Source organism: Serratia sp. TSA_105.2 (assembly GCF_052692115.1).
On sequence record NZ_JBQZFT010000002.1, the window covers coordinates 161,736 to 175,836 of the forward strand.

Sequence of the window (14,101 nt, forward strand, 5' to 3'; positions counted from 1 at the left end):
TTTGTCCTTGTAGACGCTTATTCGTATTCCAACGTAAAAGTGGCCACCGCGCTGAAGGTGCCGCGGCCGATGGACTTCGTTTGGATGGCCTCCGGCTCCCCCTGCACATAGGCTTGCAGCGTGAGCGTGGTGTTGCCGGCATTCAGGCGGAACTTATCGCTGGCGCGATTGAGCGGCAGCGCCTTGCCGGTGCTGTCCTCCAGCCCGATGCCGATCCCCGAGGCCAGGCTGCCGGCATCCAGCGCCAACAGGCCGGGCAGTTTGGCGTTCTCGGTGCCGGTAAATGTGATGGCCACCGTATTGCCCAGGCTGAGATCGCACTCGGTCAGGTGCAACGCGAAGGTTTGGCTATGGGTGCGGGTATTCAGATACAGGTATTTGTCGACGATGGTGCCGAAATCCAGTTGGATATCCTCATCTCCCGGCTGAATGACGCACGGCTCTGCCACCAGCGTACCGTGGAAGCGCATGTTTTCCGCCGCAGCCGCCGGCTGCGCCATCATGCCGGCCGCCATGGCCATGCCTGCCCCCAACAGCGCGCTCCGGCGCCGGTTCGTCTTTGTCGCGCGCATGACGCCACTCCCTTTGATTAGGCTTGCGCCGGTCCGACGCAAGCGGCGTATTAGTCGTAATAAAGGCGGAAATCGATCGCCGCACGGTAGGCGCCGGCGCTCAGCGTCGCCGGGGTGCGCACCGGCGTCACCGTATACGTCAGGGTGTTTTGTCCCGGCGTTAACAAGATCGGTTTGTTACGCGCGCCGAGGCGCACCGGCAGGCCGCTGGCATCCGCCAACTGCAACCCCAAGCCGGTAACGCCGGCGACCCTGACCAAACCCGGCGCGTCGTCATCCGCCGGCGCGGCAAACGCCACCGACACCGCAGGCTGGCTGCCGCTCCAGGCCAGAACCCCGGTCCAGGCGTCGCGGTTGCTCGCCGGTGCCCGCAGACAGTCTTTCAGCGTCAGCTCAAACGCCACCGGCGTGCCGCGATCGCCCGGGCGCTGGAAGTGCGCCGTTCCTGTCTCCCCCAGCCACACCTCCTGACGAGCGGTGGTCATTTCCAGACTGCAGGCGCTTTCCGTCAACGCGCCGTAGACGTGGAGCGTGCCGTTCGCCCCCTCCACGTCCCAGTTGTCCACCGCGCGGGCCGGCGGCATCAGCATCAGCATCGTGCCCGCCGTCAGCGGTACCATCAGCGCGGCCAACACCGTCAGGCCGATAGTGCGTCGCTGATGACGTTCATAGGCCTTTCCCAACAGCATGGGGATCTTTCGTTGCATGATTCGTTCACTCCGCTGTGTTCACTCTGTCTTCCCTGCCTGCGCGCGGCTCGTCATTTGGCGACCGGCACGACCTGGCAGGCATTGCCGGCGCAGCGGAAGTTCAACTGCGGCCGCCCACCGTAATCGTTGATGTATGCCAGCGACGGACCGTTGCCGAGGCTCGCGGCGGAGACGTTCAGCGGGGCGCTGGCCTTCGGCGCCACCATCAGCGGTTCGAAGCCCGCCGCCCCTTTCCCGCCCTTACCGGCGCTCGCCTCAACGATCGTCACGTAATACGGGGTCGGGTTGTTCACCACGTACTTGTCGCCCTGCCGGGTCAGCGTCAGCTGCTCCTGCCACGGCGCCGCGTTCTTCTTCGGGGCGAGCGCCGCCGGGCGATAAAACATTTTGATGCGCGTCTGCAGCGCTATCTGCAGCGTGTTCGGCTTATTGCTGCGCGGCGGGATCTCGCGCAGGTTGAAGTAATACAGCGTCTCCCGATCCTGCGGCAGCTGACGCGCCGCCGGCAGCGACTGGATCTTCACCTGGCTCGGTTTGCCCGGTTCCACCCGCTGCACCGGCGGCAACACGGTGAAAGGGCTTTGGATCTTGTTGCCGCGATCGTCTTCGATCCATCCCTGTGCCAGATACGGCAACTGTTTGTTCTGGTTACTGATGTTAAGACTGACCGTTTTCAGGTCGCCGTCGAAAATCACGCGCGTGCGATCCAGCGCGATGGCCGCATGAGCGGGCAGGCTGACCGCGCCGATCGTCAACGCGGCGGCGAGCGGGCCCACAAGGAAAACGGTCTTTCTGGTCATAGTCAGATTCATCATGTCTTCACGGTTCCAGTCGGCCGGAAGCGGACGAGCCCGCCCCGGCGGTTTAGCGGCGGAGCGGGCTCCGCCGGGTGTATGTCAGTTGGCGTCAGCCGCCGGCTTGTCGCCGGCAAGAGGACGGCAAGGCAGCAGCAACGTGTTCATCAACATTTCGGCCGGCAGCGGCGCCGGCAGCTGAATTTCACACTGCGCCGCGCCGTTCCAGTGCACGCTCATGCGCTCGCCGGGGTTGAGGCCGGACAGATAAACGCTGCCGCCATCATTGATGATGCCGGTCTCCTGTTTGCGGGCATTCAGCACCGTGGCGCCGAACGGCGGCTCGCTGCCGTCCGCCAGCTTGACTATCGCCATCGCCTTCTCGCCGGCAATCACCTCAAACTTGCGGTAGCCGATGGCCCCCTCGGTCAACGTGGCCTGCACCACGGAACGCGTCGCCTCGACGTTGTCGCTCAGGCTGTTGAGATCGATGCTGGCCTTGTTGCGGTAGTAGCTGTTTACATCCGCCACCACCGCCTTGCCGTAACGGTTGGTCAGCACCGTACTGCCGTAGCCGCGCACCGGTACACCGGCGACGCCTTCGGTATCGAGCAGCAAGCGCGTACCGCCCGGCGTATTGACGCGGTGCAGCACCGCCCCTTCCGCCGCCATCGTCAGGCCGCCCTGCGCGCCGATGCCGACGGCGCTGTAGCGGCCGGCCTGGTAGCTGGCGTTGGCGTTGATCTGCGCCATGTCGCCCTGATGGCTGTAATAACCGCTGGCCGTCGCTCCGCTGCGTGCGGCGCCGGCGCTGATCTGATAGTTGTTGTGTTCATCGACCCGGTTGTAATACCCGACCCGATGAGCGTTCTCTTCGCGATCGAGCGTCATGTTGTAACTGAGCGTGCCCGCGCTGCCCCAGGGCAGCGACAGCGACAGATACATCCCGTCGTCGTTGCGCTCGTTGTATCGGTTGCGATAGGCCGACAGCGACACGCTGACGTTCTTGAAATCGCCGATGTCGAAGTAGCGCGATACCATCAGGTTGTAACGATCGTTCGGCGCCCGATCCCAGTAGGTTTGGTGGCTGTAGTTGAGATAGGTGCTCAGCCCCAGATCGCGGAACTGTTTGTTGAAGGTAATGGTGTACATCTCCTTGCTCTTGCCGCTGCGCCCCCCTTCGTAACGCGCATCCAGGTAGTCCCCCATGCTCATGAAATCTTCCTGGGAGAAGCGGTAACCGGCGAAGGTGACCTGGCTGTCGTATTCATCGAAGTTCTTCGAATAGCTCAGCCGGTACGAACCGCCGGTCAGCGTGCCATCCTGCGGCAACCGCGCACGCGACTGCGTGGCATCGAACGACAGCGCTCCCAGCGCCATCAGATCGCGCCCGATCCCCAGCGACAGCGCGTTGTAATCGCCGCCGGCGATGCCCCCGCCGTACAGCGACCAGCCGTTGCTGATCCCCCAGGAAAACTCACCGGTGCCGAACATCGGCCCGCGCAGATGGTGCCCCCACTCCGATGGCTTGCCCGTCGCCAGCTTGTAACGCACCGTACCCGGCCGCGTCAGATAAGGGATGTTGGCGGTGTTCATCTTGAACTCCTGCACGCTGCCGTCTTGCTCTTCGACGCGCACGTCCAGCTCGCCGGAAACCGCATCGTTGATGTCCTGAATGCGGAACGGCCCCGCCGCCACCTGCGTTTCATACAGCACCCGCCCCTGCTGGCTGACCACTACCTTGGCGTTGGTTTTCGCCACGCCGGTCACTTCCGGCGCATAGCCGCGCAGGTTGGGCGGCAACATGCTGTCGTCGGATCGCAGGCTGACGCCGGTAAAGCGCAGACTGTCGAAAATGTCGGAGTTCAGGTAATCCTCACCCATCGTCAGCCGCGAACGCAGCGCCGGGATCGCCCGGTAGGCGTAATAGCGGCTCCAGTCGAACTGTTTGTCGGTCGGCTGAGAAGAGCCGGTCTGATGGTTGAGGTTGGCCTGCCAGTCGGCGCGCAGACGCCAGGCGCCCAGGTTGGCGCCGCCGGTGCCGTTGCCGCTCAGGCTGTAACTGCTGCCGCCTTTCTGATGTTTTTGCGTTTGGGCGTTGACGTTATAGTCAAACAGCAGCCCAGGAATACCGTCATCCCAGCGCGATGGCGGGTCCCAGTTTTCCGAGCTGTATTCCAGATAGGCCTGAGGAATGTTGAGATACAGCGAAGAGCTGGCAAGATCGCCGCGGGCTTCCATCCCCGCCAGACTGGAGGCGTCAAGGCAACGGCCGCCGTGCGTCCAGTTCAGCGTGCTTAACAGTTTTTCTTTCAGCCCCAGTTGGTTGACCAATTCCGGCGAAAGACAGGCTTCGCTGCCTTTAGGATCGTTCTCGGGCGCCATAAACGTCACCGGTTGTTCCGGCAGATCGTTCTTATTGACGTGCACCACCATGGTATAAACGCCCGGCATGATGTAGCCGCTGCGCGTGAATTGGCTCAGATCGATATTTTTGCGATCGTTGATGTCCAATACGTCGGTATTGAATTGAATAACGTCGGCGGCATAGACCAACGCGATTGGATTTCCCAGAGAAAGGGCAACGCAAAGCCCCAAGGCCTGAAGACGAAATAACTTCCCTGCCGGTGAAAGCATAATAAAGTCCTTTCAATAACGAATTAACCGTCAGTACGAGAAAAAATCAAAAATAATCCAGCTTAAAACGCACTGTGGAAAAATACGCTCCCACCTTCAACGGCTGGTGATTCGGCATCAACGTCATGGAATAATTCAGCACTCGGTTCCCCGGTATTATTCCCTCCATCGGCAAAGGTTTCCCTGGAATAACCGCCGTGCCGCTGCTGTCTTTTATCTCCAATGCAACGCCGCGCGCATCGCCCTGTACGCCAAACAGGGCGCCCTCCGCATAACCATCAAACGTGACCTGAAAGAATTTCCAGTCAGGCTTGTTTTCCGGCCGTTCCAAAATGCAATTGACCAATTCGATACTGAAAGGTTTGGTCATCCCCTGGCCGTCACGAATGATCTGCCCGAGAGGAATAGTGTCCATATCGATCGTCTGATCGCGGCTGCCGGCGGCAATAGCGCAGGCGGTGTCGATAATGGCGCCGTGCATGTTGACTTTGCCCCACCCCTGCGCGGCGGAAGTTGCATAGCCGGGCGCAAACGCCAACGACGCCAAAAGAACGGCACCCGCTCGATTCCTTGGTAAAAACATCGCGACATTCCTTTGACAGGGAGATTCACCAGGCATGCGGCGAACCCCATGCCTGGTTGATTAAGCCTTCGGGCTCACTTACTGATAAGCCAGGGTGAAATCGGCTACGGCAGTGAAATCGCCCGGAACGATGGCGGCGGAAGCGCCTTCGCCCTGCAGGTAGGCGGCGAAATGCAGGGTGTTGTTGCCGGTGTTCAGGGTCTGCGCAGTAGTCGCTTCACCCAGTTTGATCGGCTGGCCGTTGTAAGAGATGGCTACGCCGGCGCCGCTGGCGGTGCCCGCGATACCCAACAGATCCTTGTCGGTGGACGATGCTACGCCGCTGAAGGTGGTTTTAACGGTTTTCAGCGTGGTGATATCACACTGCTCCAGTTTGATCTCAAACGGACGCGGGTTGGATTTGCCGCCGTTTTTCAACGCCACGTTGGAAACCTGGCCCAGATCTACGGTCTGATCGATCGACTCGGGTGCAATAGAGCATGGCGCATCAATAATAGAGCCCGTGAAGGTGACCTTACCGTGTCCCTGATCGGCTGCCTGTGCAAAAGAACTTGCGCCAAATGCAATCACTGCAGCCATCATGATTTTGTTAAGTTTCATAGAACCTATATTCCTTATAAGAAAAAATGCATATTCCAATCAAGAAAAAGAGCAACAGGAAGCCTGCTCGCGCTTATATGTGCGCAGCCCTGATTCTTTAGCATCTTGCTGGTTGGTTAACTGCCAAAACCCAAAGGCACCGACAATAAACATGTCGATAACGGCAAGTCTGCAGCGGCCACTCCATTAATGAATTCGTCATATGAAAATAAACGAAATCACAACAAGCAGAGGCCAATACTTTCTAATCCGCCCTTCTTGTCCGGCGATGAATATTCTGGCAAATGCCTCTCGGCAAAAAAAGGCTTTTTTTGATCAAGGCGAACATTCGCAATTTATTTCCTAATTGAAGTTAATTTACTGTTATTTTTAGGCTCATAGATCGTAAAAGATACTTTTATAGAGCAATATCCTGTTTTTCCGTGATTCCCAAGTAATCAGATCGCAAAGTGGCGCTTTGTGAATATAATAAACCAAAATTTTAGGTTTCAGCGTGATACCACCCCTGCCTTGGCATAGGCAAAAACGGGGCGGGCAACGCCTTTTTTTTCAATCCTGATAAATAGATAGGAATTTTCTTTGTTCGCGCTTTACCTCGTTGTTGGTAGGCAGCGAAAGTTTGTTTTTTCTTAGGAATACGGCAATCGGAATACAGAGGAAGTGCTATGGATGCGTTATCCCCGAAACAAAAGGAAATACGGCAATTGCAGCACGATCTGCTGCAAACATTATTCGCACAGTCGCCCCGTAAGTGCCCCGTCGCCGGGTTGCCGCCACCGCGGCAATGGCTATCGACGCGGCAACTGGCCAATGCTGTCAACGTCGGTGTTTACCGGGCTCGGCGGCTGTTGTTGGATCTTGTCGCCCGACAAAAAGTGATTGTGACGGACGGCTCTATCAACAACTCGTTGAGGTGGTATCCCACCGCGTTGCTGAACGGTGATAACGACGGCATACCCAACAAAATTGCCCCCCACTCCCCTTTAACGAAATGAATATGGCCAACCGGCCTGATTGGCAATATTTCATTGCGGAGTAATGCCGCACACTATTTATATATATTGGGATATTATCGTGAGAAAAACAGCCCTGCTATTTTTACGTTGCTGCCTGGCATTATCTTTCTTCATGCTGATTGGCAACGCCAATGCGTTTACCTGCCGTACGTCCGATGGCGGACTGATTCCACCCGGGGGCTCGACCACGCCGGTTGACGTCCGGGTACGCATCGGGCCACAGCTTTCTTATGGCAAAAACGAAATCGTCAACGTCAGCCAGGTCACCTGTAAAAACGACGTCGCGAGCTGGTATGACTATCTCAAAACCGACAGTCCGGCGCTGTCGATGAACAGTGCGATTTTTGGCGCCATCGGCAGCGGTACCACCATCAACGGCACCGATTACAACTCTCCGGTGCCATCAGGTATCAGCGTACTCAGCCTTACCGGGTTACAGACTCAGTCGGTCGCCATCCGGGTCTATATCGTGTTGAACCGTTTCCCAACGCCGGACATCAAGGTGAACAAGGGCGACGTCATCGGCCAAATCAACTTTATTCAGACCAACGATCAGCCGGGTTGCCCGCAGTGCGGCGTTTATCGCTGGCGCCTGATCGCCGACAATGACGCTTACTTCGTCACCACCAGTTGCACCATCAACAACGGCCAGCAGATTAACGTCGACTTCGGCCAGATCCGTCAGGACTTTCTGACTCAAAGCGCCAGCGATGCCCAAATCAAACAGGACAAGGCGCTCAGCTACCAATGCGACGACCAGAGCGCGACGCAGGATATTCTGATCCGCATGGTCAGCGATGCCAGCGGCTTCTCCAGCGATTTTATCAAGACCAGCAACCCTAACGTCGGCGTGGCGATGGTGTACAACGGCGCGGTGGTAAAGCCCAACAACGCCTTCAGAACACGCATCGTCAACGGCTTGGGCAACGATACCGTGACCTTTGTGCCGGTGAAGAACAATGTGCCTTACACCAGCATCGCCACCGGCCCGTTGTCGGGTTCGGCCACGCTGATCTTCAGCGCACCTTGAGACGGGAGCCAAAATGAACATGACGAGAAAAACGCGCTGCGCTCTGCTGTGGGCGCTGAGCCTGATCAGCGCCGCCGTTCAGGCCGCCGATCAGGGCACCAAGGTCAACATCACCGCCACCGTGGTGGCGCCTCCGCCTTGCGTGATCAACGACGGGCGCACCATCGATATCGACTTCGGCAAGGTCGGCATCAAGCGCATCGACGGCAATCGCTATATGCAACGCATCGATTACAGCATCAAATGCGAGTTTCTGGACAACAGCCGCCAGCTGAAAATGAAGATCATGGGCGGCGCGGCGGCCTTCGACGGCAGCGTGTTAACCAGCAGCGTCAATGGATTGGGCATCAAGCTGTTGGCCAACGGTAAGGCCTTCGCCATCAATACGCCGCTGAACATCGACTACGCCAATCCGCCGACGCTTGATGCAGTGCCGGTGAAAAACAGCGCCGTCACCCTGGCAGAAGGCGATTTCACCAGCGGCGCCACCATGCTGGTGGACTACTTTTAATCACCGCGTCCCAGATACTCGCGAAAAAAAAGCCGCAACGTCTCCGTTGCGGCTTGGTCGAGGATCGTGCGCCCGGGGCGCGCTCCTCACATCAGGGCATTCAGCCGAAGATCCCGCCGAACCACTGGCTCAGCTTCATCATCACCATATCCCAGATGCGGCTGAAGAAGTTGCCCTCTTTCACCTCTTGCATCACCACCAGCGGGTGCTGCTCGATGGTCTTGCCGTCCAGCTGGAAATCGATGGTGCCGACCACCTGATTTTTCGCCAGCGGCGCTTCCAGCGTCGGCTGGGTCAGCTTGTAGCTGGCCTTCAGGTTTTTCATCTGCCCTTTCGGAATGGTGACCGAGGCGTCTTTCGCCACGCCAAGCGGCACTTCGCTGACGTCGCCGAACCACACTTTCTGGGTGACGAACGGTTTATCGGCCTTGATCGGCGTCGCGGTTTCATAAAAGCGGAAGCCCCAGGTCAGCAACTTTTCGCTTTCGCTGAAGCGCACGCGATCGCTCGGCGCGCCCAGCACCACCGAGATCAGGCGCATCGGGCCGTCGGTGGCGGACGCCACCAGGTTATGACCGGCGCCGCTGGTGTAACCGGTCTTGATACCGTCGACGTTCAGGTTACTGCTCCACAGCAGGCGGTTACGGTTAATCTGGCGGATCTTGTTAAAGGTGAACTCTTTTTCTTTATGCAGCGCGTATTCGTCCGGCACGTCGCGGATCAGCGCCTGGCTCAGCAGCGCCATGTCGCGCGCGGTGCTGTACTGCCCTTCCGCATCCAGGCCGTGCACCGTCAGGAAGTGGGTATTCTGCAGCCCCAGGGATTTGGCGTAGTTGTTCATCAGGCCGACGAACGAATCCTGGCTGCCCGCCACGTAGTCCGCCAACGCGATGCTGGCGTCGTTACCCGACTGGATCACGATGCCCTTATTCAGCTCCAGTACCGGCACCTGATCGCCCGGCTTGATAAACATCAGCGAAGAACCGCGCAGCGCCGGGTTACCGGGTGCCCAGGCGTCTTTGCCGACGGTGACCATGTCTTCCGGCTTGATCTTGCCGGCCTTGATCGCCTGGCCTATCACGTAGCTGGACATGATCTTGGTCAGGCTGGCGGGATCGAGGCGAGTATCGGCATTGCCTTCGGTCAGCACCTTGCCGCTGTTGTAATCCATCAGAATGAAGGCCTTGGCGTCTACCTGCGGCGGCGCCGGCGGCTCGGCCGCGTACACAGCCGGTGCGGCCAGCAACAGGATGCCTACGCTGAAGGTCAGTTTTTTCAGGGAAGTGGATAAGTTTTTTTTCATCATGACGTCGCCAGAGTGTCCATTCAAACCATTGAAATAGCGTTAACTTTCAAACATGTTCACGTTTTAAGCCAACCAGCGAGAGTGGCCCGGTGCGCGCGTGCCGGCCGCAACCCCCTGCGGCGCCCGTAACGGGTAACGCAGCGCACCGTAAATGCCCTTGCTGTGAGTTTATGTGATTTATCTTATTTTTGCAGGGTTTAGCGTGAATTTTCAGCATTTTTACATAACTGTACGCAGGCCCCCGCTTATCGTTCAAAAAAGCATCGTGGCGCGCATTTTTGCATCCACCCACGGCTACACGGCCAAGCATCTGCACCGCTAAACATCTGCGCTTCTATACGTCCAAAAAAGATTAATATATTCCATAATGGCATATAGAACCGTTATTTGTTCTTTTTAAAGCGCTTATCCTCAGCGCTATCATCCATATAACGACTTTTATACCGAATAATCCTGGAGATGAGTCATGGCGATCCCCCATTCCGTCATCGAGATGATTGGCAATACCCCGATGCTGGAACTGACCCAGTTCGATACCGGCCCGTGCCGGCTGTTCGTCAAACTGGAGAATCAAAACCCCGGCGGTTCGATCAAAGACCGCGTGGCGCTGTCGATGATCGAACAGGCCGAGCGCGACGGCAAGCTGCAGCCGGGCGGCACCATCATCGAAGCCACCGCCGGCAATACCGGCCTGGGACTGGCGCTGGTGGCGGCGCTGAAAGGCTATAAGCTGCTGCTGGTGGTGCCGGACAAGATGAGCCGCGAGAAGATCTTCCACCTGCGCGCGCTGGGCGTGGAAGTGCAACTGACCCGCTCGGACGTCGGCAAGGGGCATCCGGCCTACTATCAGGATTACGCCAAACGCCTGGCCGGGGAGATCCCCGGCGCTTTTTATATCGATCAGTTCAACAACCCGGCCAACCCGGCGGCCCATACCACCACCACCGCCCCCGAACTGTGGCGGCAAATGGAGCATGACGTGGACGCTATCGTGGTTGGCGTCGGCTCCGGCGGCACGCTGGGCGGGCTGAGCCGCTATTTCGCCGACGTTTCGCCGCAGACGGAATTCGTGCTGGCCGACCCTGCGGGTTCAATACTGGCGGACTATCTCGACAACGGCCGCATCGGCGAAGCGGGCAGTTGGCTGGTGGAAGGCATCGGCGAAGACTTCGTCCCGCCGCTCAGCGACTTTGACCAGGTTCGCCACGCTTACCGCATCGGCGACGCCGAAGCCTTCACCACCGCGCGCGATTTGCTGCGCAAGGAAGGCGTGCTGGCGGGATCGTCCACCGGCACCCTGCTGGCCGCCGCGCTGCGTTACTGCCGCGCACAGACCGAACCCAAGCGGGTAGTGACCTTTGTCTGCGACAGCGGCAACAAATACCTGTCTAAAATGTATAACGACCACTGGATGCTGGAACAGGGCCTGCTGAGCAAACCGCAGCACGGCGATCTGCGCGATCTGATCGCCTACCGCCACGACGAAGGCGCGGCCGTTTCTGCCGCGCCGGACGACACGTTGGCGATTGTGCACGCCCGCATGCGGCTGTACGACATCTCGCAGCTGCCGGTGCTGGAAGGCGACCGGGTGGTCGGCCTGATCGATGAGTGGGATCTGCTGAACGCCGTCCAGGCCGACGCCGCCCACTTCAGCCTGTCGGCCGGCAGCGCAATGACCAAGCGGGTCCATACGCTGCAAAAAGAAGCCGGCTACGAAGAATTGCAGGCCACCTTCAACCATGGCCACGTCGCGGTGGTGCTCGACGGCGAGCGCTTCCTCGGCCTGATTACCCGCACAGACGTGCTTAACGCCTGGCGCCAAAAATTACGTTAATAAGGACCCATTATGGCCAAGTTTGATACGTTGACCGTTCACGCCGGTTACACCCCGGACGCCACCGGCGCCGTGATGCCGGCGATTTACGCCACCTCCACCTACGCCCAACCGGCGCCGGGCGAGCATACCGGCTACGAATACTCCCGCAGCGCCAACCCGACGCGCACCGCGCTGGAAAGTGCCATCGCCGAACTGGAAGGCGGTAGCCGCGGCTACGCCTTCGCCTCCGGCCTGGCGGCCTGCTCCACGGTGCTGGAGCTGCTCGATAAGGACAGCCACCTGGTAGCGGTAGACGATCTGTACGGCGGCACCTATCGCCTGCTGGAAAAGGTGCGCAGCCGCACCGCCGGCCTGCGCGTCACCTACGTGTCACCGGCGGATCTCGCCGGGCTGGAACAGGCTATCGAGCCGGATACCAAAATGATCTGGGTGGAAACCCCGACCAACCCCTTGCTGAAGCTGGCGGATCTGAGCGCCATCGCCGCGATCGCCAAAAAGCATGGGCTTATCAGCGTGGCGGACAACACCTTCGCTTCGCCGTATCTGCAGCGTCCGCTGGATCTGGGCTTTGACGTGGTGGTGCACTCCGCCACCAAATACCTCAATGGCCACTCCGACGTGGTGGCCGGCGTCGCGGCGGTGGGGGATAACCCGGCGCTGGCGGAACAGCTCGGCTTCCTGCAAAACGCGGTCGGCGGCATTCTCGATCCGTTCAGCAGCTTCCTGACGCTGCGCGGCATTCGCACCCTGGCACTGCGCATGCAGCGCCACAGCGACAGCGCACTGCGCATCGCCCAGTGGCTGGAGAGCCAGCCGCAGGTGGAAAACGTCTATTATCCCGGCCTGCCGAGCCACCCGCAGCATGAACTGGCGGCGCGCCAGATGACGCGCTTCGGCGGCATGATCTCGGTGCGGTTGAAAGGCGACGACGCCTATGCGCGCCGGGTCATCCAGCGCTCGCGCCTGTTCACCCTGGCGGAAAGCCTGGGCGGTGTGGAAAGCCTGATCAGCCAGCCGTTCAGCATGACGCACGCCTCCATTCCGCTGGAACAGCGCCTGGCAACCGGCATCACGCCGCAGCTGGTGCGCCTGTCGGTGGGGATTGAGGATGTGGAAGATCTGATCGCCGATCTGCAACAGGCGCTGGCGGAATAATCGCCTGAATCAATCGCCATCAGCCCGGCCGGCGCGCCGGGCTTTTTTGTGCCCGCTATTCAGACGCCGATGACGTCCCGATAAAAGCGTTGTGCCACATCGGGGTGGGAACGGATGCGGCCTTTCAGGTAGTTATACCCCACGTCGCGCAGCAGCGGGTTGAGCGGATCGCTGGCCGGGCCGCGCGCCTGCGCCGCCAGCGGCGGCGGCAATTGATACAACGGCACCACCGCGTCCAAGCGCGCGCCGAGGAAGAAAGCGATCGACAGCCTGTCGCGCCCCGCCGGCGGCGTCTCCACCCGGTGCACCGTGGCGCGCAGGTAGCCATTGGTCGCCAGTTCCAGCAGCTCGCCGATGTTCACCACGAAGGTGTCTTCACGCGGCTGGGCGTCAATCCACCGCCCTTCGCTCACCTCCACCTGCAGCCCTTTTTGCTCGTCCTGCAGCAGGAAGCTGAGAAAGCCGGAGTCCTTGTGCGCACCGACGCCCTGTGCGCTGCCGGTAGCGTCCCGCCCCGGGTAGCGAATCAGTTTGATGTGTTCGTTGGGCTTCTCGCCGTACAAGCGATCGAAAGCCTGCTCCGGCAGCGACAGCGCCAAAGCGAAAGCGCGCAGCAGCCGCAGCGACATGGCGGTCATCGCCTGTTGCCACTGCAGCAGCAGCGGTTTCAGCGTCGGCAGCGCCGCCGGCCACTGGTTTGGCCCCTGCAGGCGCGCCCAGCGCGGGGTGTCGTCAGACAGCGTCAGCGCCGGGCGTTCGGCGCCGATATCGAACTGCTCGCGCCAGTCCGGCTGCCCGCGCGTGAGCTCCGCCGCCGCCCGGTTGTAACCGCGAAAGTGCGGCGAATGCACCATCTGCACCGCCAATTTGTCGGCTTCCGGCAGCGCGAAAAATTGCCGCGCGCCCTGCTGCAGCCGCGCATTCAGCGCACTGTCCACGCCGTGCCCGCGCAGATAGAAAAAGCCGACGTCGCGGGCCGCCGCGCGCAGATCGTCGAGAAAGGCGCGCCGCTGACACGCATCGCCGTCAAGCTGCGAAAGATCCAGCAGCGGCAGCGTCTTCAGCGTCGTCAGGTGCGTCATCATGCGGTTCCTCTTCTTCCCCGATCGCGATCGGGCTGCCGTACAGGCGAATAATCAACATTGTCTCTCCCCGGCGGGTGGTTGCGTTTTCCTCATAGTTACCACCGCGCTCGCCGGGGCGGCCAATATTGTTGCGTTCTAAGTTATGCAAACGTTCAACAAACCGTCGCAAAACCGTCATCAATGTTTCTTATGCTCTGCGCAATTTCGCCGACGCCGCTGGCTGGCGATGGGCGCTATCCGCTATCCTGTAAACGACCACATACCC

14 protein-coding genes are annotated in these 14,101 nt (G+C 59.7%); 5 read left to right on the forward strand and 9 right to left on the reverse strand.

All coding sequences use genetic code 11. The features are described from left to right. Positions 1-17: 17 nt before the first annotated feature. The 6 genes from ACUTSC_RS07125 to ACUTSC_RS07150 all read right to left on the reverse strand — a co-directional run bounded on the left by ACUTSC_RS07125 (position 18) and on the right by ACUTSC_RS07150 (position 5,896). Positions 18-572: a fimbrial protein gene (locus tag ACUTSC_RS07125; protein ID WP_130017501.1), complete on the reverse strand. Its 555-nt coding sequence runs from the start codon at positions 570-572 to the stop codon at positions 18-20. Between the two features lie 50 nt (positions 573-622). Continuing rightward, positions 623-1,261: a fimbrial protein gene (locus ACUTSC_RS07130; RefSeq protein WP_063989367.1), complete on the reverse strand. Its 639-nt coding sequence runs from the start codon at positions 1,259-1,261 to the stop codon at positions 623-625. A gap of 71 nt (positions 1,262-1,332) precedes the next feature. Continuing rightward, entirely contained in the window at positions 1,333-2,097 is a 765-nt protein-coding gene (locus tag ACUTSC_RS07135; RefSeq protein ID WP_048321394.1) for a fimbria/pilus periplasmic chaperone, read from the reverse strand. A gap of 81 nt (positions 2,098-2,178) precedes the next feature. Then, on the reverse strand, positions 2,179-4,713 hold the full coding sequence (locus ACUTSC_RS07140; protein ID WP_049234301.1) for an outer membrane usher protein: 2,535 nt from the start codon (positions 4,711-4,713) through the stop codon (positions 2,179-2,181). Between the two features lie 46 nt (positions 4,714-4,759). Then, positions 4,760-5,296: a fimbrial protein gene (locus ACUTSC_RS07145; protein ID WP_047728021.1), complete on the reverse strand. Its 537-nt coding sequence runs from the start codon at positions 5,294-5,296 to the stop codon at positions 4,760-4,762. 78 nt (positions 5,297-5,374) lie between these two features. Further along, positions 5,375-5,896 (reverse strand): fimbrial protein, encoded by a 522-nt coding sequence (locus ACUTSC_RS07150; protein ID WP_025302212.1) that lies wholly within the window; start codon positions 5,894-5,896, stop codon positions 5,375-5,377. 665 nt (positions 5,897-6,561) lie between these two features. Here ACUTSC_RS07150 and ACUTSC_RS07155 point away from each other — a divergent pair. The 3 genes from ACUTSC_RS07155 to ACUTSC_RS07165 all read left to right on the forward strand — a co-directional run bounded on the left by ACUTSC_RS07155 (position 6,562) and on the right by ACUTSC_RS07165 (position 8,453). Next, the gene (locus tag ACUTSC_RS07155) at positions 6,562-6,891 is read left to right on the forward strand and encodes a hypothetical protein (protein WP_107227682.1); all 330 of its coding nucleotides are present in this window, start codon (positions 6,562-6,564) and stop codon (positions 6,889-6,891) included. Positions 6,892-7,024: 133 nt separating this feature from the next. Next, on the forward strand, positions 7,025-7,942 hold the full coding sequence (locus ACUTSC_RS07160) for a fimbrial protein (RefSeq protein WP_074181182.1): 918 nt from the start codon (positions 7,025-7,027) through the stop codon (positions 7,940-7,942). A 19-nt stretch (positions 7,943-7,961) separates the two neighbouring features. Then, a complete protein-coding gene (locus tag ACUTSC_RS07165; protein ID WP_242512531.1) occupies positions 7,962-8,453 on the forward strand; it encodes a fimbrial protein in 492 nt (163 codons plus the stop codon). Between the two features lie 100 nt (positions 8,454-8,553). On the opposite strand, the gene ACUTSC_RS07170 is transcribed toward ACUTSC_RS07165, so the two are convergent. Then, positions 8,554-9,759, reverse strand: a complete 1,206-nt coding sequence (locus ACUTSC_RS07170; protein ID WP_186766758.1) for a serine hydrolase — start codon at positions 9,757-9,759, stop codon at positions 8,554-8,556. Between the two features lie 466 nt (positions 9,760-10,225). Between ACUTSC_RS07170 and ACUTSC_RS07175 the strand changes: the two genes are divergently transcribed. After that, positions 10,226-11,593, forward strand: a complete 1,368-nt coding sequence (locus ACUTSC_RS07175) for a pyridoxal-phosphate dependent enzyme (RefSeq protein WP_197766511.1) — start codon at positions 10,226-10,228, stop codon at positions 11,591-11,593. Between the two features lie 12 nt (positions 11,594-11,605). Further along, a complete protein-coding gene (locus tag ACUTSC_RS07180; protein ID WP_197766512.1) occupies positions 11,606-12,751 on the forward strand; it encodes a trans-sulfuration enzyme family protein in 1,146 nt (381 codons plus the stop codon). Between the two features lie 59 nt (positions 12,752-12,810). On the opposite strand, the gene ACUTSC_RS07185 is transcribed toward ACUTSC_RS07180, so the two are convergent. Then, positions 12,811-13,833 (reverse strand): isopenicillin N synthase family dioxygenase, encoded by a 1,023-nt coding sequence (locus ACUTSC_RS07185; protein ID WP_445653232.1) that lies wholly within the window; start codon positions 13,831-13,833, stop codon positions 12,811-12,813. Beyond that, positions 13,778-14,014 carry a hypothetical protein gene (locus ACUTSC_RS07190; RefSeq protein WP_445653233.1) on the reverse strand — a complete coding sequence of 79 codons (237 nt, stop codon included), beginning with the start codon at positions 14,012-14,014 and terminating at the stop codon, positions 13,778-13,780. Before ACUTSC_RS07190 ends, ACUTSC_RS07185 begins: the two co-directional genes overlap by 56 nt. Positions 14,015-14,101: the final 87 nt, after the last annotated feature.

Coding starts and splice junctions, on each gene's coding strand:
- ACUTSC_RS07125 (WP_130017501.1), bottom strand. CDS start 572: ATGCGCGCGACAAAGACGAACCGGCGCCGGAGCGCGCTGTTGGGGGCA.
- ACUTSC_RS07130 (WP_063989367.1), bottom strand. CDS start 1,261: ATGCTGTTGGGAAAGGCCTATGAACGTCATCAGCGACGCACTATCGGC.
- ACUTSC_RS07135 (WP_048321394.1), bottom strand. CDS start 2,097: ATGATGAATCTGACTATGACCAGAAAGACCGTTTTCCTTGTGGGCCCG.
- ACUTSC_RS07140 (WP_049234301.1), bottom strand. CDS start 4,713: ATGCTTTCACCGGCAGGGAAGTTATTTCGTCTTCAGGCCTTGGGGCTT.
- ACUTSC_RS07145 (WP_047728021.1), bottom strand. CDS start 5,296: ATGTTTTTACCAAGGAATCGAGCGGGTGCCGTTCTTTTGGCGTCGTTG.
- ACUTSC_RS07150 (WP_025302212.1), bottom strand. CDS start 5,896: ATGAAACTTAACAAAATCATGATGGCTGCAGTGATTGCATTTGGCGCA.
- ACUTSC_RS07155 (WP_107227682.1), top strand. CDS start 6,562: ATGGATGCGTTATCCCCGAAACAAAAGGAAATACGGCAATTGCAGCAC.
- ACUTSC_RS07160 (WP_074181182.1), top strand. CDS start 7,025: ATGCTGATTGGCAACGCCAATGCGTTTACCTGCCGTACGTCCGATGGC.
- ACUTSC_RS07165 (WP_242512531.1), top strand. CDS start 7,962: ATGACGAGAAAAACGCGCTGCGCTCTGCTGTGGGCGCTGAGCCTGATC.
- ACUTSC_RS07170 (WP_186766758.1), bottom strand. CDS start 9,759: ATGATGAAAAAAAACTTATCCACTTCCCTGAAAAAACTGACCTTCAGC.
- ACUTSC_RS07175 (WP_197766511.1), top strand. CDS start 10,226: ATGGCGATCCCCCATTCCGTCATCGAGATGATTGGCAATACCCCGATG.
- ACUTSC_RS07180 (WP_197766512.1), top strand. CDS start 11,606: ATGGCCAAGTTTGATACGTTGACCGTTCACGCCGGTTACACCCCGGAC.
- ACUTSC_RS07185 (WP_445653232.1), bottom strand. CDS start 13,833: ATGACGCACCTGACGACGCTGAAGACGCTGCCGCTGCTGGATCTTTCG.
- ACUTSC_RS07190 (WP_445653233.1), bottom strand. CDS start 14,014: ATGACGGTTTTGCGACGGTTTGTTGAACGTTTGCATAACTTAGAACGC.